Origin of the sequence: Caballeronia sp. PC1, from assembly GCF_021353155.1 — a bacterium.
GTDB classification, from domain to species: domain Bacteria; phylum Pseudomonadota; class Gammaproteobacteria; order Burkholderiales; family Burkholderiaceae; genus Caballeronia; species Caballeronia cordobensis.
Map to the genome: position 1 here is coordinate 381,310 of NZ_JAJUBH010000003.1, position 21,759 is coordinate 403,068.

20 protein-coding genes and 1 riboswitch are annotated in these 21,759 nt (G+C 61.4%); of the genes, 5 read left to right on the top strand and 15 right to left on the bottom strand.

Translation table 11 applies throughout. The features are described 5' to 3' along the window. Nucleotides 1–194 precede the first annotated feature (194 nt). The 8 genes from LY284_RS26360 to LY284_RS26395 all read right to left on the bottom strand — a co-directional run bounded on the left by LY284_RS26360 (nt 195) and on the right by LY284_RS26395 (nt 7,880). The gene (locus LY284_RS26360) at nt 195–1,883 is read right to left on the bottom strand and encodes a hypothetical protein (RefSeq protein WP_233388967.1); all 1,689 of its coding nucleotides are present in this window, start codon (nt 1,881–1,883) and stop codon (nt 195–197) included. Continuing rightward, nucleotides 1,867–2,313 (bottom strand): hypothetical protein, encoded by a 447-nt coding sequence (locus LY284_RS26365; RefSeq protein ID WP_233388969.1) that lies wholly within the window; start codon nt 2,311–2,313, stop codon nt 1,867–1,869. Before LY284_RS26365 ends, LY284_RS26360 begins: the two co-directional genes overlap by 17 nt. A gap of 65 nt (nt 2,314–2,378) precedes the next feature. Then, nucleotides 2,379–3,119: a hypothetical protein gene (locus LY284_RS26370; RefSeq protein ID WP_233388971.1), complete on the bottom strand. Its 741-nt coding sequence runs from the start codon at nt 3,117–3,119 to the stop codon at nt 2,379–2,381. A gap of 375 nt (nt 3,120–3,494) precedes the next feature. Beyond that, nucleotides 3,495–4,271 (bottom strand): peptidoglycan-binding protein, encoded by a 777-nt coding sequence (locus LY284_RS26375; RefSeq protein WP_233388973.1) that lies wholly within the window; start codon nt 4,269–4,271, stop codon nt 3,495–3,497. Between the two features lie 22 nt (nt 4,272–4,293). Beyond that, nucleotides 4,294–4,926, bottom strand: coding sequence for a hypothetical protein (locus LY284_RS26380; RefSeq protein WP_233388975.1), 633 nt, complete (start codon nt 4,924–4,926; stop codon nt 4,294–4,296). Nucleotides 4,927–5,004: 78 nt separating this feature from the next. Then, entirely contained in the window at nt 5,005–5,487 is a 483-nt protein-coding gene (locus tag LY284_RS26385; RefSeq protein WP_233388977.1) for a hypothetical protein, read from the bottom strand. A 29-nt stretch (nt 5,488–5,516) separates the two neighbouring features. Next, nucleotides 5,517–6,782 (bottom strand): carboxypeptidase-like regulatory domain-containing protein, encoded by a 1,266-nt coding sequence (locus LY284_RS26390; protein WP_233388979.1) that lies wholly within the window; start codon nt 6,780–6,782, stop codon nt 5,517–5,519. 135 nt (nt 6,783–6,917) lie between these two features. Continuing rightward, nucleotides 6,918–7,880 carry a DUF3616 domain-containing protein gene (locus tag LY284_RS26395; protein WP_233388982.1) on the bottom strand — a complete coding sequence of 321 codons (963 nt, stop codon included), beginning with the start codon at nt 7,878–7,880 and terminating at the stop codon, nt 6,918–6,920. A gap of 353 nt (nt 7,881–8,233) precedes the next feature. Between LY284_RS26395 and LY284_RS26400 the strand changes: the two genes are divergently transcribed. Beyond that, on the top strand, nt 8,234–10,798 hold the full coding sequence (locus LY284_RS26400) for an McrB family protein (protein WP_233388984.1): 2,565 nt from the start codon (nt 8,234–8,236) through the stop codon (nt 10,796–10,798). A 1-nt stretch (nt 10,799) separates the two neighbouring features. Further along, a complete protein-coding gene (locus LY284_RS26405; RefSeq protein ID WP_233388987.1) occupies nt 10,800–12,347 on the top strand; it encodes a nuclease domain-containing protein in 1,548 nt (515 codons plus the stop codon). Nucleotides 12,348–12,632: 285 nt separating this feature from the next. On the opposite strand, the gene LY284_RS26410 is transcribed toward LY284_RS26405, so the two are convergent. The 3 genes from LY284_RS26410 to mntP all read right to left on the bottom strand — a co-directional run bounded on the left by LY284_RS26410 (nt 12,633) and on the right by mntP (nt 16,444). Further along, nucleotides 12,633–14,444 carry an L-lactate permease gene (locus tag LY284_RS26410; RefSeq protein WP_077160479.1) on the bottom strand — a complete coding sequence of 604 codons (1,812 nt, stop codon included), beginning with the start codon at nt 14,442–14,444 and terminating at the stop codon, nt 12,633–12,635. Between the two features lie 205 nt (nt 14,445–14,649). Then, complete coding sequence (gene alr, locus LY284_RS26415) at nt 14,650–15,753, bottom strand: alanine racemase (RefSeq protein ID WP_233388989.1); 1,104 nt, start codon at nt 15,751–15,753, stop codon at nt 14,650–14,652. A 121-nt stretch (nt 15,754–15,874) separates the two neighbouring features. Next, nucleotides 15,875–16,444, bottom strand: a complete 570-nt coding sequence (gene mntP, locus LY284_RS26420) for a manganese efflux pump MntP (RefSeq protein ID WP_233388992.1) — start codon at nt 16,442–16,444, stop codon at nt 15,875–15,877. Nucleotides 16,445–16,453: 9 nt separating this feature from the next. Then, a riboswitch (yybP-ykoY riboswitch) is annotated at nt 16,454–16,624 on the bottom strand. 99 nt (nt 16,625–16,723) lie between these two features. On the opposite strand from mntP, the gene LY284_RS26425 reads away from it, so the two are divergent. Then, entirely contained in the window at nt 16,724–17,170 is a 447-nt protein-coding gene (locus LY284_RS26425; protein ID WP_233388994.1) for an ester cyclase, read from the top strand. On the opposite strand, the gene LY284_RS26430 is transcribed toward LY284_RS26425, so the two are convergent. Beyond that, nucleotides 17,167–17,643 carry a hypothetical protein gene (locus LY284_RS26430; RefSeq protein ID WP_233388997.1) on the bottom strand — a complete coding sequence of 159 codons (477 nt, stop codon included), beginning with the start codon at nt 17,641–17,643 and terminating at the stop codon, nt 17,167–17,169. The two genes, LY284_RS26425 and LY284_RS26430, sit on opposite strands and share 4 nt — an antisense overlap. A 153-nt stretch (nt 17,644–17,796) precedes the next feature. Here LY284_RS26430 and LY284_RS38790 point away from each other — a divergent pair, with 153 nt between their 5' ends. Beyond that, nucleotides 17,797–17,931 (top strand): hypothetical protein, encoded by a 135-nt coding sequence (locus LY284_RS38790; protein WP_255724752.1) that lies wholly within the window; start codon nt 17,797–17,799, stop codon nt 17,929–17,931. A 23-nt stretch (nt 17,932–17,954) separates the two neighbouring features. Here LY284_RS38790 and LY284_RS26435 read toward each other — a convergent pair whose 3' ends face one another. The 3 genes from LY284_RS26435 to LY284_RS26445 form a co-directional block, all read right to left on the bottom strand. Continuing rightward, nucleotides 17,955–20,432, bottom strand: a complete 2,478-nt coding sequence (locus LY284_RS26435) for a glucose/quinate/shikimate family membrane-bound PQQ-dependent dehydrogenase (protein ID WP_233389000.1) — start codon at nt 20,430–20,432, stop codon at nt 17,955–17,957. Nucleotides 20,433–20,612: 180 nt separating this feature from the next. Further along, nucleotides 20,613–20,936 carry a hypothetical protein gene (locus LY284_RS26440; RefSeq protein WP_014253099.1) on the bottom strand — a complete coding sequence of 108 codons (324 nt, stop codon included), beginning with the start codon at nt 20,934–20,936 and terminating at the stop codon, nt 20,613–20,615. 53 nt (nt 20,937–20,989) lie between these two features. Beyond that, entirely contained in the window at nt 20,990–21,238 is a 249-nt protein-coding gene (locus LY284_RS26445) for a hypothetical protein (RefSeq protein WP_014253098.1), read from the bottom strand. A 146-nt stretch (nt 21,239–21,384) separates the two neighbouring features. Between LY284_RS26445 and LY284_RS26450 the strand changes: the two genes are divergently transcribed. Next, complete coding sequence (locus LY284_RS26450) at nt 21,385–21,756, top strand: hypothetical protein (RefSeq protein ID WP_045459649.1); 372 nt, start codon at nt 21,385–21,387, stop codon at nt 21,754–21,756. Nucleotides 21,757–21,759 lie beyond the last annotated feature (3 nt).

Consider the following 21,759-nt stretch of genomic DNA (forward strand, 5'->3'; position numbering starts at 1 on the left):
CCGGTGCATTGGCGGTAAAACCAGCGATGGGCGACGAAGAAGCTTTGCTGCGTAGTATCGTTGGACGCTCCCAAGCCCGGTTGCCTCGCATTTTCAACTGGCTTGCTCCGGCTTGGAACACGCTCACGTCATTCTCGGCGGCGACAGTTTGAGACATTCAACACCCGCTTGCAAAGCGTCAACAATCCCACGCGTCATTCGCGTACCGGGAATTGGCGAGCCGGAAGGTGATGCGCATAGCCTTGCCGCGTCCAGACATGAATATTCGGCAGCAGGTCATGACCGCATCGACATCGGGGAGCGAGCCTTAGCGCCGATAGCCGGTGGCGCCCGCAAGCGACGCAACGTCTTGTTACGAGAATGAGTAGCAGGTAAAGCATGCTGATTCCACCCGCCACGACCATGACCGTGAAAATGAATGCCGCCGTTTGCAGGCTGATCGCCGTGAATGCACAGACGGCGATGACGGCCAGCATGAGATCGTGCCCGCGCCGTGTACCACGCGTTTCCCCGACAACCGCAATACGCACGCCGGTCAGATAGGCAAGCAGCACGAGCGTCAGCGCGATCATGACCGTGACATGCAGACCACCGCTCATGAAATCCGCAATGGTGCGCCTCGCGATTGCATCCATCGACCGGCCTTTCTGTATGCCTGTCGAGGCTTCCAAAAGCAGGCGCGGGATCTGCGTCGCAACGCCCGCCGTGATCGCGTAGAGCGGCACGAGAAGCAGGTAACGCCGTCGCACGAGCACGCTCAATCCCAACCGCGCGATATCGGCTCTCAACAGCAGAAACAGCATCACGCCGTCCGCGATCGTGAGTCCGACGTGCCATGAGATCGGATCAATATGAAACACGTCGCGCCATCCGGCGAGAAGCAGCAGCATCGTCGGCATGATGCCCGCCACGATGAGCGGATAAAGCAGCGGCGAAAGCAGAATGAGGTCGCGCGTCAGCAAAACGCGACGCCGCGCGCTCGCCGTCGGATGAATCCGAAAAAAATCGACGATGCCCTGCCCGAACCGATCACGCGTCGTAGCGGCTTCGAAGATGCGTGTGGCGAGCAGATCGTTGCCCGCCAGTTGGCATCCGCGAAAGTCGTGGATATGCTCACGTCGGACGACGAAGAAATACGAGTACACGAAAACGATCGCGGTCGAGAACGCGAGGACGAGCGCGTGCGGAATGAGGCGGAAATAGAGGCGCGCGTCGAACACCGGTTCGAAGCCGCTGCCGATACCGCGCGGATTGACGAAGCCCAGCGTAAGCGTGAAGACCGCGACCAGCCAGCCAAGCACGCAAAAATGCAGCGCAACGGCACGCCGCACGCCGCTTTCGATCGCCGTCGCCGCAAGCTCCAGATGCGAGACTTCGTGTGCGAGCTGCGCTTCGAATGCATCAGGGTCCGCTCCTTGCCGCTCGCGTTGATGCAGACCTACGACAATCGACTGTCCGTCGCCCGATGCCGTCTCGCGCGAAGTCAAGGCCAGCGCGTCTTTCGGCGAGTAGCGGAGCTCGGGCGAGCGCTTCAGCGTCGAGCGGCCAACGACGCGCTCGAGTGACCTGCGAATCGCCGTGAACGACGCGTTAGTGGCGGGCTTCTCGATGCGGTGATTGGCTTTGCTACGGCGCTTCTGTCGCAATCGGAAGATGCACAAGATCGCGCCGGCACCGGCCACGGAGGTCATCATGCCGGTCATGCCAATGAACGGGTGAACAACGTCGCCAAGCCGTCTCAGTACATAACCTTCCCACAGCTTGATCAGAAAAAAGTATTGAAACGCCGCGACCAACGCGACGCCGATGCCTGTCGGCGTTTCGGATACACCCAGCCCCTGCAGCAGAACGGCCGGATGAACATTCTCACGTTCCTGAATCACGGTCCTGCCTGATCTTGTCGAACAGCTTGTCGAATCCGCCGGACAACTCCAGCTTTTCCGCGCTCGAGAACCTGCTCTTGACGATGGCCGACTCGATGGCGGACTTCAGTTCCGCAGCATCATCGGTCGTGGCCTTTCGGGCCAGCAGCTTGTCGATGAGTGCGCCCACGGCCTTCTTCGCCTGATCTTTCACGACATCCTTGGCCACATCGCCGATGAACCCGAGCAGAAACGGCACGACCAGCCCGGCGAAGCTCGCCGCTTCCGTCGTGCCGCCGAAGCGTCCTTCATCCGGCGCCTTTGCCTGGTCCCAGTCGTCGATCAGCGCGTCGAAGCCATCCTCGACGACGAATTCGTCGCCCGGCTCGACCTGCGCGACGATTCCGATGGCCCGGCGCTTGATGTCCGCGCGACTGTCATCGTCAATCATGTCTGTCTCCTTTCGCGCTACAGGCCCCGCACCCTGCTCGCGATCGAACGTCGATGGGCTTCGACTTAGAGTCCGTTGAGATAACCACTGGCGAGTTGCGCGATTTCGGACGCACGATCGGTGCCGTTGATGCAGCGTCGCGCGCCGATGAAATCCGTTTTTCCATCGGTGATGTAGTCGGTGATCTTGCGTCCGGTAAAGGTGCCGGTCTTGAATCCATGACACAGAACGAATAGAGCCGAGCGCGGCACGAGCGCGAGGTCCGGCGTTCCGACCAGATCGGCGTCCAGCAGTTTTCCGTACGTCTCGTAGTTGTTCTTCCACGTCAATTGAACGTAGCCGCGTCCGTAGAACGGGAAATAGCGCAGGTTGATGCGTCTCCAGTCCTCGCTGTTCCAGAAAGCCTCTCTGACCGGCTGAAATGTTTTCGCGGTCTCCCATTCCACGGTGGCGAGCACATAGGCCACTTGTGCCGGCAAGCCGATACCGTGCCGCTGACAACCGATCTTGATCGAGGCGATGGTCCCGGCTTTGCTGGAGAAGTCGAGGCCGGCGGTGTCGAAAGCACTGAGCTTGTCCTTTAGCACGGCGACGGCGCCGGGTCCGATCATGTCGGGATTGCCCTGAAACACGTCCGCCTTGAATTCGGCCCAGGCAGTGCGGGTTTTCGGGCCGATCATGCCGTCGCTTTCGCCTGCGGGATAACCGAGCATGACCAATGCGGTTTGCAGTTCCGCTAAGCTCGCGTCATCCAGCTTGTCGAGCGGCAATGGATCATTGATCTGAGAAAGCAAGGGTAGAGTCATTTTCTAATCCTTAATAACTATGACGCGTTTCGTTCGCGCGTCGATAACTAAAAGACGGACGATGCACCCATTTTTTTATAGGCCGGCGTGCCCTCACCCGCTACCTGTGTGCGCTCGCAGTGTGCGAAGACGCACATATCTTTGGAATCCAACTTGTTGAAGAACCTTCGACCAAACCCGCAAGCTTTCCTTTGATGAATCACGTGACGATCGCAGTGACGTGCGTGGTTCTGATCCAGATTGTTTTCAGCGGCGTGATATTCGCAACGACTGATACGTTTCGCGATGCACCTACGCCCGGATGGCTTGCGTCAGCCGAACGGCAATCCGATGCTCGTTGGTGGCCGCGCAGCGAAGCGTGGCCACGATGGTCCATCATTGAAGCCGGATGAAATCCTTGCCTTTCGCTGCCCGCACGCGCTCCGCCACCTCGTAACCGTTGGCGTTGCCGTCGTCGTTCGTATTGCCTTCGAGCGTGTTGAAGTGATCTGGTGTACCGCCGAAGCCGAAGCCAGTATGCGACCAGTCGTTCTCCGTGCGCTGCACCAGAAACACATACGATGCGCCGAGTTCCACCCAGGGCACTTTTCCCGTCGCGATATCGTCGCCCGAGACGAAGCGGCCGCTCCTTTGCGCCTGCGCCGCGAGCGTGTCGCATGAAAGCGATCCGGGCAGCGGCATCGTGATTCCGAGTTCGTTCACCGTCTGTTGCAGCACGAGGGTGACGAAACCCGCGCACCATTTCCATTGCGCGCCGTCGCGCCCGCCGGTGTAAAGCCGGACCCACGGCCCGCAATTGTCGCCGCCTGCCTCGCGCGCTCCGGCCACGAGATGTTGCCGGGCGACCGCCTCGACGTGCGCCGGAAAGGCCGCGGCAGTGGCGGTTCGCAGGGCGGCCGTCATGGGCGCGACGAGCGCGTTCCATGTATCCAGATCGAGCTTGCCGGTCGCCGCGATACGGTTCGCGTTCTGAAACGTGCTCAGCGCGTGCGCGGTCGCTGTGCCGAATTTTCCATCGATGCTCACTCCTGGTCCATGCAGGTTCAGCCATTCCTGCACACGCCGCACGGCGGGTCCGTTGGCGCCTATGGAAAGCTGATCCTTGAAGACCAGTTCGGCTTTCGCCGCGGCAGGATAGTTCGCTGGATCCATGACGTGCACCTCGCAAAGGAGATTAGAAGGTTGCTGAGCAAAAATCGGCAGGGGTCATCGCCTGCATCTTCTCGACGCTTGCGCCCGGCCGCACGACATACTCGGACACGCCGATGTGATCTCGCGACGACGGATTCCAGTTGTAGGTCCAGCCCATACCGGTGAACGGATAGCCGGGGTCGCCGAAGCCGCTTTTGTGCGCTTTCCATAATTGCCACATCACCATCCGGCGTTCTTCGGAATCCGCTTGCGTCGCTGCGCGGAAGTCGGGCGCGTTCACCTCGCAACTGGTCGTGCCGGTATCCGTGCTGCTCACGCAGGGCCGGAAGATATCGGCCTTCCTGACAATCATCACGTAAGCGCGCATCGCCTGCATATCCTCGACGCTCTGAGAAGGCGGCAGGCCCAGTGTCTGTTGCACGGTGAGCAGAGGGTCGGCCGCTCGCTTGCAGAATGCGATGAGATCGACGGCCTGACTGACCCAGGTATAGTTCCTGGTCTTCTCCTGTTCGAGCGGAGAACGCGATGAAAACGACACTACGCGCACGGGGTCGTCGACGATCGGACGCAACGTCACGCGCATGTCGGGCGTGTGCACGGCCGCCTCTTCGATGGAGCGCGCGTAGAGCGCCTGAAGGTCCGTTGCGCTGCGCATCGGCCCAGTCGACGCGTCGGCGTTCGAGACGACGGAGGAGGTCGCCGCGTCGGCTTTCTCGCTGCGCGCGACGAGCCATTACACATCGCTCACCGCGATGCCTATCAGCAGCGACACCACCAGCCCGATGCCGCGTCGCTCCCGCATGGGCGGACGGTTTCGTGCCGGCTCGCTAGGTAAAGCGCCAAGGTTCGCGGGAAAGGCGTGCACGACCGTGAGTCGAAAATTAGCGGCTACATCCTGATCGGCGTTGAAGACACTCGCCAGCGCCGCTTTGATCGTGTCGGGCAACGCGCGTCGAACGCTGTAGGAAAGGCCTCGCTCGCCCACGTTGAAGATAACCGAGCCGCGCAGCATCGTGTTTGACGGGGGGAAATCGAGCAGGCATGTGACGGTGACACCCTCGCCGAGGATCGAGCGGATCTCCGCTTCGGTCGCCTGATTCAGCACCTCAGTCTTGCTGGCAAGGCTCTGCGGCACACCAGCCTGCGCGGTAACCTGGGGAACGCCGGCGATCGAGCCGCGCAAGGTAAAAACGATGACTTCATTGTTCGATGCCATACACCCTCCCGCCAAAATGAATCGCCTGCCTAGAGCCTGATGTTCGTCGTCGCCTTTTCTCCGGCGCCTACGGTCACCCTCACCCTCCGGGTTGCATCCGAGACAGTCGCCATAACGGTGTAATCGCCAGGCGGCACGCCTGACAGCAGATATCGGCCGGCAACGTCCGTGAGCGCCTTGAAGCCTTCATGCCCGTCGATCGTCACCTTCGCATCCTTGACAGGCACGCCGCTGGCATTGGTGACCGTGCCCTCGATGCTGCCCTTTGCGTCGGCTGTTCCCGCCGACACAGGCTTGGTCGTCTTGGGCTGAAGCCCCTCCACGATCGACCGGATCTGCAGAAGGATCAGTTCCGACGAAAATCCGGACATGAAGGCGAGCGCGATGGCGGTGCTCATCGAGTTGGGGGCGAGCGCATAGAACGCGACGATCGCAATGAACCCCGCGCTGATGAGTTGCATGATCTGAAAGACCACCACCTCGCGGGTTTCGAGCAGCGTCAGCGCGGACACGTCGCTTGTTGCAACGAACGTCATCTCGCTGCGCTTCTGATACTCGGGAATCCGGCGCGTCAGGCTGACCGCCGCGCCCACCAGCGCGAGCAGCACGACATAGAACGGTACGACGAAACCGCCCCTGACCACGTTGTAGCGCGCGCGTCCGCCGGACGGCTTGGTGTCGACGACCAGACCGTTGAACCCGCCGATGGTCACGAGCCACGGATAGGCGCTGATGTCCTTCGCCGCGCCCGGCGTCACGACGACGGTCTGAGCCCCTGTATCGTGAACGTCATTCGCCGCACCTGTCTTCTTCGGAAAATAGGCCTCTTCGCCCTGAACGCAGCTGACGGCGCGTGGAACAGAATTGTCGTTGGGTGAGTCGGGTACGACACAACCGCGGATCAGGCTCACCGGTCCGAGTATCTCGGGTTGCCAAGGGTTGGCGACCGGAATCATCAGCACGACGAACGATGTGATCGTGAAAGCGTAGGCGAAGCGGAAGCTCTGGCGGCGCTTTTCGTCGGTCGGCGCACCCGTGAAGCAGGCGATGAACCACGCCGAAAACGCCAGCGTCAAGGCGATGAACACGACGAAAGGAACGATCGTCAGCACGCCCTGCCAGGACTCGCCGTCGCGCCGGTGGACAGCGCTGAAAATGACCGATGCCGACGACGCGATAACGAACAGGCACAGCAGAACGAAGACCGCGAGCGGGATATTCCTCTCCCAATGATCCAGGACCGAAACCCTTCGAGGCCCATCATCCTGCTCTTCGTCGATATTCGAATCGCTCATGTGACACCCCCGCCCTGTCGTGCCGACCTGCTCGACGTGCAGCTATGTCGAAGAAGACGAAGATGGCTCGCACGGTTTGAAAGAACGCGCGCGCGCACATCCCACGCTAAAGTGAGGAAGAACGTCTAAGGAAACCTACGGAATCTGGATGCTCATGCTTCGGAACAATCGAAAATCCGCATCTTCGATTTCTTTGCATTCCCGATCGCCGACTTTTCTTTCGCCGTCGTCGCTGAGCACTTGAATCGCTTCCTTATCAGGGATTTCGAAGAGTGCTTCCGGCGACAAGCCATCGAAGCCGACGCTTCTCACCGGCTCCGGCGCATCCGACGGCTTCCCCGACCACTTGAACAGGGCGAACGTCCCCTTCTTTGCCGGCGGACCTGCAACGATGAGGTAGCTGCCCTTCACCCGTTCGATGCTGCGTATCCCTCGTTTCTGGAGATCGAGTGCAATAGGCGCCCCGAGCCGTGCCTTCTTTCCCTCGATCATCTCCTGCGGATTTTCCAACGGCACGATGAGCGCCTTTCCCTTGATGATCGGGTTGCGAAATCCAATCAAGAGCTGGCCATCGGGCGTCGCCGCAAGTCCCTCGATGTTCAACCCATCTTTCGCTTCGGCTGCCAGGCTACTCGCGACGTCGAGCTTGAACGGTTTCAAATCGGTGTCGGCGAGCAAGTCATCGAGAAGTCGAGTGTACGGAGTTCCAACCACCTTCAGGGTCACTGAATCGCCTTGTCCGACAATGTCGGTCGCGAAGAAGCGATGCCGTTGCTCGCGTAGTTTCCCCTTCGCGTTTCTTCCGTGAGACGCGATCCAGAAGATTCTGTTTCCGATCTTCGCGGCGCCTTCGAGATCCGATTCGTCATTGCCCAACGAATCGATGACCGACACGCTCGATACTTCCTTCGCTTGACCGCGACGATATATTTTGAGTACGTTGTGCTCGTCGTCGGCTACTGCGAACAGATTCTCGTCCAGCGCGATGGCCGCCGAAGCGTCGCAGATGCCTCGGTATTCCGTTATCGAAGGTTCGCTTGCTGCAAACGCGCTGCCGAGCAGCGTCATGCACAAAATGGCTACGGCGCTATTTTTCATTGCGATCTCCTCTCGCGTGATCCGCCTGACCGCCAAACGATGCGATCCGATCAAAACCGGGACTGCTTGGCTTTCCTACACCTATCGATGTTCTGAATGTTCGCTGCGGCAATCGTCATCGCCACCATCTTGTTGCGCACGCGTATCGGGTAGTCGCCGCCGTTCATTCTTCTTCCGACTTGAGTATTCGATGCAAGCGCGCAACTTGGGGCCACTTCCACTGCTTAGCCGCTACAGCACGCAGTCGGTGAGCCTTCGACTAGTACAATTCCGCGGATTGGGAAGTCCGGCGCAGAATCGGCCGCCCTTCAGACGTGTCCAAGCCAAGTATTGCAAAAACCCAAAGGGAAGTAATGATTTTCGACGAGATTGTTGCCAGTGTCCAAGAACAGCGGCCGGAAATGAAAGTGGAGCCGCGAAGCGACGGGTGTTCGATCTGGCTATCGAATGGCATCGAACCAGCAAAGCGTCTGTTGCGCGTGAGCCGCACCGCTGACGGCAAATCTGTAACGGTGAAGCTCGCTATTTCTTCTACTTTGGCAGGGAGAGACGTTCTGCGTAAATTCGACGGCACCGTTGCTGAGTTCCTGAGCATTGTCGATGCAGAGCAAGCTCTTTCCAGCAGCAAAGCCGTGGTCGAGCGTCCGCCCGAAGTGACGGAGCCGAAAGTGACGGGGAAATCCCTCAATCAAACTGCATTTCAGGCAGATATCGAATCTCTGTATAAGACGCCGCCGACGTGGGCGGTCGAGAACTGGATGCCGAGGTTGCATCGTCATCTGATCGCGACACGTGGCGCATCCGCTGTCCAACTCCGGGACAAAGACTTTCTGAAGACTTTGTTCGATTCCGAGAACGTGTCGGCGACAGGCATGTGTACCATCAGAGTGGCGCCGGCGATCAATGATGAAGAATTCGTGGCCTGGTTCTCCGAGCATGCATCCAGGCCTCTTCCATCGGACCCGAACGAGGCAACGGCGCGGCTCATTGAATTACATGACGAACTTGCAGCCAGATTTAAAAGATTGTGCGGGAAGCGGCCGCTGCTCAAAATCAACCGGGCGCTGTCCGCATTGTTTCCTGACTTCTTTACTACGCTGGCAGACGAGGGGAAGCTCACCGAGCTTTATCGCGCACTGGGAGGCAAAGGACGAGCCCATGCCGTTCAGATGCATGACGCTATCCGCGGGAAGATCAGAGCCATTGTTGGCCCGGCGGACCCAGGAACGATGGAAGATGTGAAGCAAATGTGCCTGTCGTGGTTTCTCTACGAGCGTATCAACGATGAAAAGGAGCCGGTCGTCGCCCAGTCCGAGGCCGTTCGCGAAGGCGGGCTGGTTCCCGTGCCGGCCGTGCTTCGCCGCAAGGGCCTCACGGCCATCAAAGGCTACTTCCAGACGCTTCTTGGATATCTGCCGGCGCTGAGTGGCGATGGTCTGAGCGACGAGGACTTTCGCGATCTCATTCGTGAATCGAATCCAGCATTGGTGGACAACAGCATCCGAACGGTCATTAACGTCGTCATGCGAGAGTTCGACCTCTGTAAGCGCAACGGCTCGGTTTATCAGCTTTCCGCTCGCGGCATCAACGTTCTCGACTCGCAGGACCCTCAGGAACTGGCTGACCAGCTTCTGACAAAGGTTCTGGGTGTCGACTATGTCATTCGGACTTTAGCTGCGGGTTCGAAATCCAAGGCTGAACTGATCGCGATACTGCAGACTGTCAATCCCGGCTGGACGACAGGGTTTGCGCCGTCCTCGTTGCTAGGCTGGCTAATGAGTCTGCAGGTCATCTCTTACGAGCCCGCGAACGGCTATAGCCTGACGGATGAGGGCCGCCAATGGAACGACCTCATAACATGGGATCCGCCGACTCTTCCCAAGGTTGCCGACACCGTGATCGAGATTCAGGAGGAGGTGGATGCGAAGCTCACCCTTCCAGATTGGGCGACGCTGCAATCCCGTCTCGCCGAAGCCGCAGCGGACAACTTCAGGTGGGACAAAGGTCTCATCGAGCAGTTGCACGGTGGCCTGTGGTTTCATCCCGTGCGTCATTTCGCAGTGATGGCTGGCTTGTCAGGGTCCGGTAAGACGCAGCTCGCGCTCAACTACGCACTGGCGCTGTGCGGCCCGCAGCGAGCGGGACAGGAAAGCGTGAAGGTGTTTCCGATTCAGCCCGGCTGGTTCGATACAGGCCCCTTGCTTGGACAGATGAACACGCTTCTGCAGAACGTTTATGACGGTACGCCTTTCCTGGAGCTTCTCCTGCGAGCGGCAGAGAACCCGACGAGTCCGTACGTCGCCGTTCTGGACGAGATGAATCTGTCTCATCCCGAGCAATATCTCGCCCCGATTCTGTCCGCGATGGAAACACAAGGCGTGATCGACCTTCATCAAATGGATGAAGACGTCGTCGGCGTGCCGAGTCAGATCAGATACCCGGCGAATCTTGCCATCATCGGCACCGTCAACATGGACGAGACCACCCATGGGCTCTCTGACAAGGTCCTCGATCGCGCATATACGTTGGAATTCTGGAAGATCGACCCGGAAAACTACCCGAAGTGGTCAAACCTCGCGTCTGAAGAGGTTCGAAATAAAGTCAAAGGCGTCCTCGGAAAGTTGATGGATGCGCTCGAACCGGTGCGCCTGCACTTCGGTTTGCGGACCATAGACGATGTCGTGAGTTACCTTGTATTCACACAAGGATTGGGCGTCGATTCCAACAAGGCGCTGGATGATGTCCTCTATGCAAAAGTGTTACCCAAGTTGCGCGGCGAGCACTCCGATCGCCTGGCCAGAGCAATGTCTCAGGCTCAGGCCATTTGCCTGGAGCATGGTCTGGCCCGATGCGCCAGTAAAGTGCAGGACATGCTGCGTGATCTGAACGAAGCCGGCTCGACCCGGTTCTGGCGATAACATGGATCCACGGCAACACCTCGTCATCCATGCCATGGGCCTGGCTAGGGAAGAGTTGGGCAACATCGGTCCGGGAGGGCTAATTTCCGGTCTCAGGGAAGACACCACTTATCTTCTAAAGGTCAGCGGCGCAACACGCTTGTATGTGGACGATGTGCCGTTGGCGGAGGCGAATGACGGATACTTCATGTGGACGTCTGGTTTCTTTGCCGGGCGCGTCGAAGTCACTGCTGCCGACCAGAAGGGAGCGCAAACTTCGTTCTATCTCGAAGTCGCTCCGGCAAACAGCAAACTGCACACCGCCCAGTTCGCATCGATGATCGACGCCATCCGGCGATTCGATCAGCGGCTCCTTCTGGGGCAGGCTTCCGCATGTCTGGGATTCGGCAACGCCGGGATGAGCGGCAAATTCGACGAACTCGTCCGTTGGGAGCGCGTGAAGCGGCACGGCAGCGCTTTTCTAAAGTGTGTGGAATCGATCACGCGCATACCTCATGCGAAGCTCAAGCCAATGCGGCAACTGCTGCCATTGATGCAGATAAAGCGGCTGCCTGTGGCCGCACTGCGCGACAGACGAATCGTCGCGCTCGCTACGGGGCGGCTATCCGAGCACGAGCGTATCGATTCCATCCGGCTGCATACTCAAGTGCCTGTCGCGACAGTTGATACTGCAGCGAACCGGGCTATCTGCGCGCTGCTCAACCGATTCAAACGAGCCATCATCGGGCTGGAATCATGGGCTATGTCCGACCGTGGAGAACTGTCCGATGCTGAGGCACTCGGGCGACGCAACAGGCGTTTGGCCATTCTTCGTTCTCTGGATGCGAACGTGGGTCGTTTGCTAGGTCGCTATCCGTTCCGGGCTATCGACAAGCCCGAGATTACCGCAGCCGGCCTCACGCAGATCGCTGCGAATCCCATCTATTCGCGTGCCTTTCGTACCGGTACCGAGGCCCTGCGTCTTGGCGTGGAAGACCATGCTTCAGCAGAACATCTGCATGTCAGTCCATCATGGGGCATATATGAGACATGGTGTTACGTGGCTTTGGCGAACGCATTGGAATCGCGATTGGGCGTCAGGCTAAAGCCGGGAAAGTCACGATTCGACGATGTGTCGCCGGAGCTGACCTTGGCCGCGCGACTGCCAAACGGTGACGAGCTTGAACTGATGTTCCAGGCGACGTTTCGTTCCGACGGAACACGCAGCAAAAGAATAGCGTGGAGTTTGTCCAGAGAGCGACGTCCTGACATAGTACTTGTAGCGTCCAGAGGTAGCGCACACAGGATGCTGATTCTTGACGCAAAGTATCGCAGCGGGAGAGGCAATGTGCTGGACGCGATGGCTTCGGCACACATCTATCACGACTCTCTTTTTCTGGACAATCGTCGTCCCGATCTGTCTCTTCTCCTGTTACCTGGCGCGTCAGAGGTCGATTCGCTCGAGCGATGTGAGACATGGGGGACCTTCGGTGTGGGTGTGATCAGCGCATACTCGGAGGGGCTCGAAGGCATAGACCGGTGCGTGGAAGCAATCGCGACGTGGCTCTAGCCGCGTGTAGCCACTCGACGAGGTCTGATAAGAACGTCTGTTAAGGCTCTGCGGTTGTTCGTTACGAGACAGCATGGGATGCAGGCCGTTGCGGTGCTGCCGCGCGACGCTGCAAGGCCAGCACTCCGCCAGTGCTGCTGACGTTAAACGGAACCAGCCTCGACGTCGGCTAAGGCCGGTCTGCCGTCCCAGAGAAATCGGGCTGAATCCCGAACCGCTCCGCAACCTGCCATTGAAGCGTTGATGACGCAGCCATCTTCTTCGCGTCCGCGAAACCCCCCCCCCTCACCCCCCCGGCGGCACCGGAATCATCCACGGGAACACATAAGCCTGCAGCATCGCGATAACACCGATCACCGCCGCCCCCGCGATCGAATGGAAAAACACCGTCCTGAAAATCGGCCCTAAAGCAAACGCGCGCTCTTTCGGATCGTCATAGCACGCGGCGCACGCGACCATGATCGATTGCGCATCGATCATCTTGCCCATCACGCCGCCCGTCGAATTCGTTGCGACGATAAGGATCGGATTGAGATTGAGCTGTTGCGCGGTGATGCGCTGCAGGCTGCCGAAGAGCGCGTTCGAAGCCGTGTCGGAACCCGTCAGGAACACGCCGAGCCAGCCGAGGAACGCCGCGAAGAACGGATAAAACACGCCCGCGCCCGTGAACGCCAGGCCGAGCACGGCATCGGTGCCCGAGTAGCGCGTGAGAAAGCCAAGACCCAGCACCTGCGCAATGACGAGCACCGGAATCTTCATGCGGCGCATGGTCTGCGTGAACGCATCCTTCCATTGCGACGCGGACAGACGCAGCACGAAGCCCGAGAGCATCGCCGCGACGAACACGCCCGTGCCCGCCGCCGACAGCCAGTTGATCGTGAAGCGCGCCGCTTCCGCCTTCGCATTGACAGGCGCGACCGGCGGCATGCGTTGCACGAGGTTGTGAAGCGCGGGCATGTCCCACACCGGCAGCGACAGCGTGCCCTTGAACGGCGAGCCCAAAAGCGTCGTTGAGAACGGAACGCCCGCGAACACGTTATTCAGGAACTTCTTGAACTCGGGCACGCCCCACAGGGCGCAACACGCGATCAGAATCACCCACGGCATCCACGCATAGATCGTCTCGCCGACCGAATACTTGTACTTCCATTCCGCCTTGTTCAACGCGACCGTCGTCGTGGTCTTGCCCTGCTGCGCCAACGCCTCGCGCTCGGACCGGAGCAGAAAGCGCGTCTTCGGATGCCACACGAAACGCAGGAACAGCGCCGTGCAGATCACCGAGAACACGCCCGACACCACGTCCGTCATCAAATGCAGCGCGTGACTGCCGGACGCGTAGAACTGCATGATCGCGAACGAGCCGCCCGCGCAGAGCATCGCCGGCCACACTTCGAAGACTTCCTTCCACGAGCCGCCTTCCATTTTCACGAAGGTCGCGACGAGCCAGAACGGCACGAGCACCGAGACGAGCGGCAACTGATGGCCCGCCATCGCGGAGAGCGTGACCTGATCGAGCTCGCTGACGGCGGCGAGCGTGACGATCGGCGTGCCGATCGCGCCCCACGCGACAGGCGCCGTATTCGCAAGCAGATTCAGCACGGCGGACTGGAACGGCCGGAAGCCGAGTCCCACCATCACCGCCCCGGCGATCGCCACCGGTGTGCCGAATCCCGACGTGCCCTCGATGATCGCGCCGAACGAAAACGCGATCAGCACGCACTGCAAGCGCCGGTCGAAGGAGATATGGACGATCGAATCCTTGACGATCTCGAACTTGCCGGTCACGACGCTCATCGTGTAGAGAAACATCGCGGCCAGCACGATCCAGATGATGCCGAGAAATCCCGAAAGCGAGCCGAGCGCGAACGCCGACACCGCCGATGTCACCGGCATCCGGAACACGAGGCACGAGATGATGAACGCGGCAATCACGCCGAAGAACGCCGCATACGGCGCCGATATGCCCAGATGCACGTTGCCCTGCGAGTCGCGATGGCGATGCAGCGCAATGAAATAAAGCAGCGTGAGAATCGGAATCGCCGCGACGATCGTAGAAAGGAAGACATTGCCCAGCGGGTTGTACGTCTGATGGTACATGTCGTTTCCTCGTTGATCCTGGATTCGAAACGTGCCCGCGGTCCGGACGAAACGACACGCCGCCGGATACGCGAGCGCCCGGGCAACAGCGATTCCTTACAGATTTACTCCCGATTCTTTGAAGGTATAGCGGGACGAAAGGTCGATTTCAAGTTTTGCGACAGCGCGCGGATAAGCGCCGGCGGTGTGCGCAATCCGGTGAGGGTCAAACGGTATGCGCTTCCTTTTCAGCCATCACCCCCGCATCGACGGCAACGGGCACGCGCCGCGCGAGCGCGCACATCAGCTCGTAGCCGATCGTGCCGGAAGGCTCCGCGACCTCATCCACCTTGATCCGCTCGCCCCACAGCTCGACCGATGATCCGATGCCCGCTGCGGGGCACGGCGTGAGATCGACGGTGAGCATGTCCATCGACACCCGTCCGACGATGCGCGTGCGCACGCCGTCCACCGCGATGGGCGTGCCTGCGGGCGCGTGGCGCGGATAGCCGTCCGCGTAGCCGCATGCGACCACGCCGATCTTCATCGGGCGATCCGCGGCGAACGTGCGGCCATAGCCGATGGTTTCGCCGGGCGTAAGCGTCTGCACGCCAATGATGCGGCTCGACAGCGTCATCGCGGCGCGCAGACCGGCGTCTTCGATATGGCGCGCGCAGCCCGTCGGCGATGCACCGTACAGGATCGTTCCGGGCCGCACCCAGTCGCGATGCGCGCGCGGATGCCATAGCACCGCCGCCGAATTGGCCAGCGAGCGCGTGCCGGGCAGATCGCGCGTGACGGCGTCGAATGCGTCGATTTGCCAGTCGATGGCGCCGTCGTCCGCGTTCGCGAAATGGCTCATCAGACCGATGGCGCCGATCGACCCGATTGCCGACGCGCGCCGCCACGCGCGCTCGAACTCGCCCGGCCGGAAGCCGAGCCGGTTCATGCCGGAGTTCATTTTCAACTGGATATCGATGCGCTCGCGCGGCCGCGCGGCTTCGAGCATGGCAAGCTGCTCGTCGCAATGCACGGTAACGGTCAGCCGATGCCGGTCCGCCGTCTCGACATCCCTCGGTTCGAACACGCCTTCGAGCAGCAGAACGGGCTTCGTCCAGCCCAGTTCCCGCACGCGCACGGCTTCGTCGAGATCGAGCAGCGCGATGCCGTCGGCCTCCGCGAGCGCCGGATAGATGCGCTCGATGCCATGACCGTACGCATTCGCCTTGATGACGGACCACACGCGCGAAGACGGCGCGGTGCGTTTGACGACCCGGAGATTGTGACGAATGGCATCGAGATGGATGCGCGCGGAAATCGGACGTGGCATGGCGATCTGTATTTCAGTCAATAGGCAGTGGATTGACCGATCGTATCGATTCAATGGCAGTGGTTGTTAATATTTTTCCGCCAATTTTCAGTCGATACGCCTGATTCGCCGCCCTTCGCCGTCAGCTCAGATAGCCGAGATGCTCGGCCAGAATGACGCTGCCGACGCCGATCAGCATCACCCCGCCCGCAATCTCCGCGCGCTTGCCGATCGTCGCGCCGACGATCCTGCCGACCATCACGCCGATCGTCACCATCAGCATGGTCGCGAAGCCGATGGTCGCGGCGGTCGAGAAGATATCGACGTCGATGAACGCGAGGCCCGCGCCGACCGCCATCGCATCGATGCTGGTCGCAAAGCCCGTCAGCGCCAGCACCCAGAACGAATGCGAGTTGGGCTTTTCCTCCTCGTGACTCGGCGCGCCGAAGCCCTCGCGGATCATGCGCGCGCCGAGCAGGCCGAGCAGCCCGAACGCGATCCAGTGATCCCAGGCGGTCACGTATTGCGCGGCCGCCTTGCCGAGCGCCCAGCCAGCGAGCGGCGTCAGCGCTTCGATCACGCCAAAGATCACGCCGGTCTTCAGCGCTTCCGCGATGCGGGGCTTGTGCAGGCTCGCGCCCTTGCCGACCGCGGCGGCGAAGGCGTCGGTGGACATGGCGAAAGCAAGGAATATCGTGGATGCGAGGTTCATCGAGTAGCGCTCTGGTCGGGCAAGATGGAACGACAGAACGCGCGCCCGACCGGTCGCGAATTCTGTCGATGGTCTTGCCAACCTGTGACGGCTGCTCATGCCACGACCTGAACGGCCGAGCGTGTTGACATGAGCGCTTTTCCGGTGCGGAAAAGCCGGCTACTCCCCAGCGAAGAAACGTGAGCTTAACACGGCTGCGCGGCCGTTCCTGCGCTCGCAGGCCCATTGGGATAGAGTGAATCCGCAGTGCCGCGCCCTCACCGTTTCCAAGGAGGCACCATGCAGGCAGCCCATCTGACCCAGCCGGCCGCGCGCGAAGCGGTCGAGCGTCTCTATCGCGCGTTTGCCACGCAGGACGTCGCGCTCTTGCGCGAGGCCGTCACGCCCGACTGGGAATACCTTCCCGAGCCGCCCGGACAACGGCATGGCCCCGATCAGATGATCCCCATCTTCAAAGATCTCGCGAGCGCGCTGCCCGACATGCGCATCCAGATTCTCGACATGCTGGTGCAGGACAACCGCGTGGGCACGCGCGCGGAAGTGAGCGGCACACAGTCCGGCCCGCTGATGGGCATTGCCGCGACAAAAAAGCCGATCCGCTTCGCGATCCATTCGTTCCATGAACTGCGCGACGGCCGCGTGTCGAAGACCTGGCATCTCGAAGACTGGCTCAGCGTGTTCCGGCAACTCGACGCCGTGCCGCAGAAGATCGATCCGCCGGTCTAGCCGCGGCGCGTGGCGCTTTTCGCGTTCACGCGCAGAACATGCTCCACGCATAGTCCGACGAGCGTCGCGTCGAGGCGCTCCAGCGCGCACGCGGCCTCGCGCAACGCGGGCGTATCGGTGCCGAAGGAGTCGAAGAAAAGCAACTCGCGCTGACGGGCGGCCACCCGCGCCGATTGCACGGCCGCGCTCAGCTCACGCATGCGGCCGAATCCCGCCGCCCGCGCTTTCTCTTCCAGCAGCCCGGCCAACGCTTCGAGCGATTGCGGCGCGCTTCGCGCGATGCGGGCGCGTCCACCGTCGAAAAGGGATAAAAAGCGCAGCACGCTGCCGTGCAAGCGCCGATGCGCATCGACGAGATCGCGTATCGATTCGGCGCGCTCGTGATCGCGCGCCGCCTTGACGGTGATGATGGTCGCGCCGTAGCCGACGCCGGCGGACTCACGGCTGGAGGATTCGATGGTTTGCGTCAGCATGAAACGGTCGATGCGCTATATATGCATAAATATAGCGCATCGACGATTCGCCCGCGCGCATAGTCCATTTCCCGAAAGGAATTTGTTGCAATGCGTCGAATATGCTAACCTAGGGTTATTACCTAGTTAGTTACCCTAGTCAGGAGTTCGCTCATGGGCATCATCGCCGCCACCCCTATCGCTTTCGTTTCGTTCATCGCCGCCAAGCTGCAAAGCGCCGCGCGCGACGCCCTGGCCGCACGCGCGAAAGTCAGCGCCCTGATGGCTGAAGCCTACCGCCGCGCGTAAAGCACGACGAAGGCCCCCGCGCTTCATTGCAACGTGTAGGCGATCACGTAATCGCCCGCCTTCGTGCCGAGCGAGCCATGACCGCCCGCCGTCACGAGCACGTACTGCTTGCCGCTCGCATCGGCATAGCTCATCGGCGTGGCCTGTCCGCCCGCCGGCAGACGCGCCTCCCACAGCTTCTTGCCGTCGCGCACATCGTAGGCACGCACGTATTGATCGAGCGTGCCTGTGAGGAATGCGACGCCGCCCGCCGTCACCATCGTCCCGCCGAGACTCGGCACCCCGAGTGGCATGGGAATCGGCAGGGGCGCGCTGTCGCGGATCGTGCCGTTCTTGTGCATCCAGGCGATCTTGTTCGTGCGCAGATCCACCCCCGCCATGTAGCCCCACGGCGGCGCCTGGCACGGAATCCCGAGCGGTGAAAGAAACGCGCTGATCTCATAGCCGAACGGCGTGCCGCGCGCGAGCTTGATGCCGCTCGTCTCGCTGCCCTTCTTCTCGCCATTGCTTTCCGGAATCTGCTCGCGCGGAATCAGCTTCGACACAAACGCCATGTAATCCGGATTCGCGATGAGAATCTGCCGTACCGGATCGACGGAAATCCCGCCCCAGTCGAACACGCCGAAATTGCCCGGAAACACCAGCGTGCCCTGCTCCGAGGGCGGCGTGAAGGCCCCGTCATAACGCAGGCTCTTGAACTTGATGCGGCACCAGAGTTGATCGAACGGCGTCGTGCCCCACATGTCCGATTCCTTCACGCGCGGCGGATTGAAATTGAGCGCGGAGACGGCCTGCGTCGGCGCGGTGCGGTCGCCCCTGGCCGCGCCCTGCGGCACAGGCGTCTCGGCGATCGGCACGATCGGCTGCCCGGTTTCGCGGTTCAGCACGTAAATGCTGCCCTGCTTCGTCGATGCGATCACCGCCGGCTGCATGCCCCGCGCCGTCTGCAAATCGACGAGCGTCGGCTGGCCGCCAACATCCATGTCCCACAAATCGTGATGCGTGAACTGATAGTTCCAGCGCAGCTTGCCCGTCGCGGCGTCGAGCGCGACGAGGCCCGCGGCGAACTTCTCCGCCTGCGGCGTGCGCTCGCCGCCCCACTGATCGGGCGTCTGATTGCCCATCGGCAGATAGATCATCCCGCGCTGCTCGTCGACGCTGAACATCGACCACATGTTCGGCGAATTGCGCACGTAGGTGCCGCCGGGCGCGATCGGCTCGGTGGCGTCGGGATTGCCCGGGTCCCAGTTCCAGACGAGATGGCCGTCGTTCACGTCGAACGCGCGGATCACGCCTGAAGGCTCGTTGTTCGATTCGTTATCGGTGACGTGGCCGCCGACGATCACGAGGTTGCGGAACACCGCCGGCGGCGAGGTCGAATAGTAGCCGCCCGGCGTGAACGGACCGATGTTCGCGCGCAGATCGACCGCGCCGTTCTTGCCGAAGCGCGTGCACGCCTTGCCAGTGTCCGCGTCGAGGGCGATCAGGCGCGCGTCCGCCGTCGGAAGGAACAGGCGATGCGGGCATTCGGCCAGCGCGGTGGTCTGGGCGGGCGTCTGCGCGGGCGCTTCGGGCGTCGCCGATTCGGCATCGGGCGCGCTCGCTTCGATCGCTGCGGGCGCGGCAGCCGCAGGCATCGGATGCATCGCCGCGTCATAATACGCGACGCCGCGACAGGTCATGTGCTCCCAGTGCTTGAACCCGACCGGGCTCTGAATCTGCGGATCGAAGCGCCATTTTTCCTTGCCGCTCGCGGCATCCAGCGCAATCACCTTGCTGTGCGGCGTGCACAGGAAGATCGTGTCGCCGACCTTGAGCGGCGTGTTCTCGTCCGTGGTTTCGGTGGGATCGTCCTCGCCGGGCATGTCGCCGGTGCGATACGTCCACGCCACTTTCAACTGATGCGCGTTCTGCGGCGCGATCTGCGCAAGCGGCGCATAGCGTTGCGCGAGCGGCGAGCCGCCATAGTCGATCCAGTCGCCCGGCTTACGCCCCGTCGCGGCGTTGAGATCGGGCTGATTGGCATCGGCGGCCACGTCCACGTCGATGCGTCCGGGTCGGTCGTGCGGATCGTTGAAGAACGTGCCGATGCCGAGCAGCAGCACGATCACGATCGCCGCAGCGAGCGGCGTGCGCGCCGCGCGCGCGGTCGACGGCGGCCCGAACAGCGCGCCGCGATGCACGAATGGCATCAGCAGCCAGATCGCGAGCAGCAGCCAGATCCACAGGCGCGGCATCAACTGCCAGAAATCGAAACGCACTTCGACGACCGCCCAGATCGTCGAGGCGAACAGCATGAGCGCGAAGAGCAGCAGCGCGGAACGCCGCCGTATCAGCAGCAGAAGCCCGCTCACGACGATGGCCGCGCCCGCGATCGCGTAGTACCACGATCCTTTCAGCGTCACGAGATACGCGCCGCCCGCCGCCAGCGCCGCGCCGATGACGATGAACACGATGGCCGTAAAGAACGTGAGCGGATGAAGTCTGCCGTGAACAGCCATGCGAAATTCCTCCGTGACGATGGATGCCGGAACGCGGCCGTCGGGCGGTCGCGGTTCGGGCCTGGGGCGTCGTCGGAGGGAGCAATCGTTGTGCCGTTCTAAGGAATGAACGGCGTGCCTGCAAGGACTTCGTCAGGGATGAAGTCGGGGATGAAGTCGGGGATGAAGTCAAAGCGGACGTCAGAGCGGACGCGGCCAGCGCCCGCCGGGCAGGTTCGCGGTCATGACGCCGGCGACGAACGCGGCCTTCAAGTCGGCGCGCTCGGTGAAACGGGGTGCGTCGAACCAGAGCAGAAATTCGTCGCGCCAGTTGCCCCACGCGTTTTCGTCGAATTCGAAATCTTCGTCGATGCGGCCGTTATCGCGCAGATACGCACCGACGACCTGCGTGCCGTTCCAGTACGCGACGGCGACATCGGTGAGATCCGCCGTCATGCCGCGCGGCAAATCCCGCAGCAGCATCGCGACATGCGCCTTGAACGATTCGAATTCGGACGGTCTCATCGCGTGCTCCGCGTCGAAAAAGTGCGTGAAAAACCTGACTGCGGCGTGCCTGTTCAGCCGAACACGCCCTTGTTCAAATCCTTTTCGAACGCGGCGGTCCATTCCGTGCCGTGTCCGATGCGATATTCGCGTTCCTTCAATGTGGAACGCCGCGTGATGGTGACGTGGCCCTGCAGCGGATAAACATCGTCCACGACATCGGACGCGCCGCCTTCCTGCACGAGAAAATCGCTTTCCTCCAGCCGATGCCGCGCAAGGATCGCCAGAAAATCCGCTCTTTCGTCCGGTGCGATCACGGTCATGACGCCCTCCAAGATCGAAGTGCTTCCATTCAAATTAGCACACGCGCGGCGGAACGTCGGCGCATATCTTGCGATGAGCGCGGCACGGCGCACGCGCTTACGATGAACGCGCCTGCCGATAATTTTTCATGAGGAGGGCATGACCGATGAACCGCGGATCGATCATCCTGTGCGCGGCGGCGCTCGCCGTCTGCACCCATGCGCGCGCCGCCGACGCCGTATGCGGCACGCTCGAAAGCGCCACGAACGGGCAAGACGGCATGTTCGCGCTGCGCGAAGGGGAAAGCGTGAATTTCTGGCGCGGCGGCGTCGTGAGGCACGGCGCGCTGCACGTTTACAAGGAAGGCGAGGTGTTTCGCGTGTACTGGCAGCCGGAAGGCAGCGGCGACGTGTACGTGCTCGCGAACGAAGGCACGACGAGCGTGAGGCTCATCCTCACGCCAGTGCGCGGCACGAAAGTGGAGACGGGGCCGGGCAGCCTGCCGAGGCAGAACGTGCTGTCCTGCCCCGATCTGTAGCGC

Excerpts from the sequence above, each read along its gene's own strand:
- LY284_RS26365 (WP_233388969.1), bottom strand. The coding sequence starts at position 2,313 with ATGATTGACGATGACAGTCGCGCGGACATCAAGCGCCGGGCCATCGGA.
- LY284_RS26370 (WP_233388971.1), bottom strand. The coding sequence starts at position 3,119 with ATGACTCTACCCTTGCTTTCTCAGATCAATGATCCATTGCCGCTCGAC.
- LY284_RS26375 (WP_233388973.1), bottom strand. The coding sequence starts at position 4,271 with ATGGATCCAGCGAACTATCCTGCCGCGGCGAAAGCCGAACTGGTCTTC.
- LY284_RS26380 (WP_233388975.1), bottom strand. The coding sequence starts at position 4,926 with ATGCGCAGCGCAACGGACCTTCAGGCGCTCTACGCGCGCTCCATCGAA.
- LY284_RS26385 (WP_233388977.1), bottom strand. The coding sequence starts at position 5,487 with ATGGCATCGAACAATGAAGTCATCGTTTTTACCTTGCGCGGCTCGATC.
- LY284_RS26390 (WP_233388979.1), bottom strand. The coding sequence starts at position 6,782 with ATGAGCGATTCGAATATCGACGAAGAGCAGGATGATGGGCCTCGAAGG.
- LY284_RS26395 (WP_233388982.1), bottom strand. The coding sequence starts at position 7,880 with ATGAAAAATAGCGCCGTAGCCATTTTGTGCATGACGCTGCTCGGCAGC.
- LY284_RS26400 (WP_233388984.1), top strand. The coding sequence starts at position 8,234 with ATGATTTTCGACGAGATTGTTGCCAGTGTCCAAGAACAGCGGCCGGAA.
- LY284_RS26405 (WP_233388987.1), top strand. The coding sequence starts at position 10,800 with ATGGATCCACGGCAACACCTCGTCATCCATGCCATGGGCCTGGCTAGG.
- LY284_RS26410 (WP_077160479.1), bottom strand. The coding sequence starts at position 14,444 with ATGTACCATCAGACGTACAACCCGCTGGGCAATGTCTTCCTTTCTACG.
- alr (WP_233388989.1), bottom strand. The coding sequence starts at position 15,753 with ATGCCACGTCCGATTTCCGCGCGCATCCATCTCGATGCCATTCGTCAC.
- mntP (WP_233388992.1), bottom strand. The coding sequence starts at position 16,444 with ATGAACCTCGCATCCACGATATTCCTTGCTTTCGCCATGTCCACCGAC.
- LY284_RS26425 (WP_233388994.1), top strand. The coding sequence starts at position 16,724 with ATGCAGGCAGCCCATCTGACCCAGCCGGCCGCGCGCGAAGCGGTCGAG.
- LY284_RS26430 (WP_233388997.1), bottom strand. The coding sequence starts at position 17,643 with ATGCTGACGCAAACCATCGAATCCTCCAGCCGTGAGTCCGCCGGCGTC.
- LY284_RS38790 (WP_255724752.1), top strand. The coding sequence starts at position 17,797 with ATGGGCATCATCGCCGCCACCCCTATCGCTTTCGTTTCGTTCATCGCC.
- LY284_RS26435 (WP_233389000.1), bottom strand. The coding sequence starts at position 20,432 with ATGGCTGTTCACGGCAGACTTCATCCGCTCACGTTCTTTACGGCCATC.
- LY284_RS26440 (WP_014253099.1), bottom strand. The coding sequence starts at position 20,936 with ATGAGACCGTCCGAATTCGAATCGTTCAAGGCGCATGTCGCGATGCTG.
- LY284_RS26445 (WP_014253098.1), bottom strand. The coding sequence starts at position 21,238 with ATGACCGTGATCGCACCGGACGAAAGAGCGGATTTTCTGGCGATCCTT.
- LY284_RS26450 (WP_045459649.1), top strand. The coding sequence starts at position 21,385 with ATGAACCGCGGATCGATCATCCTGTGCGCGGCGGCGCTCGCCGTCTGC.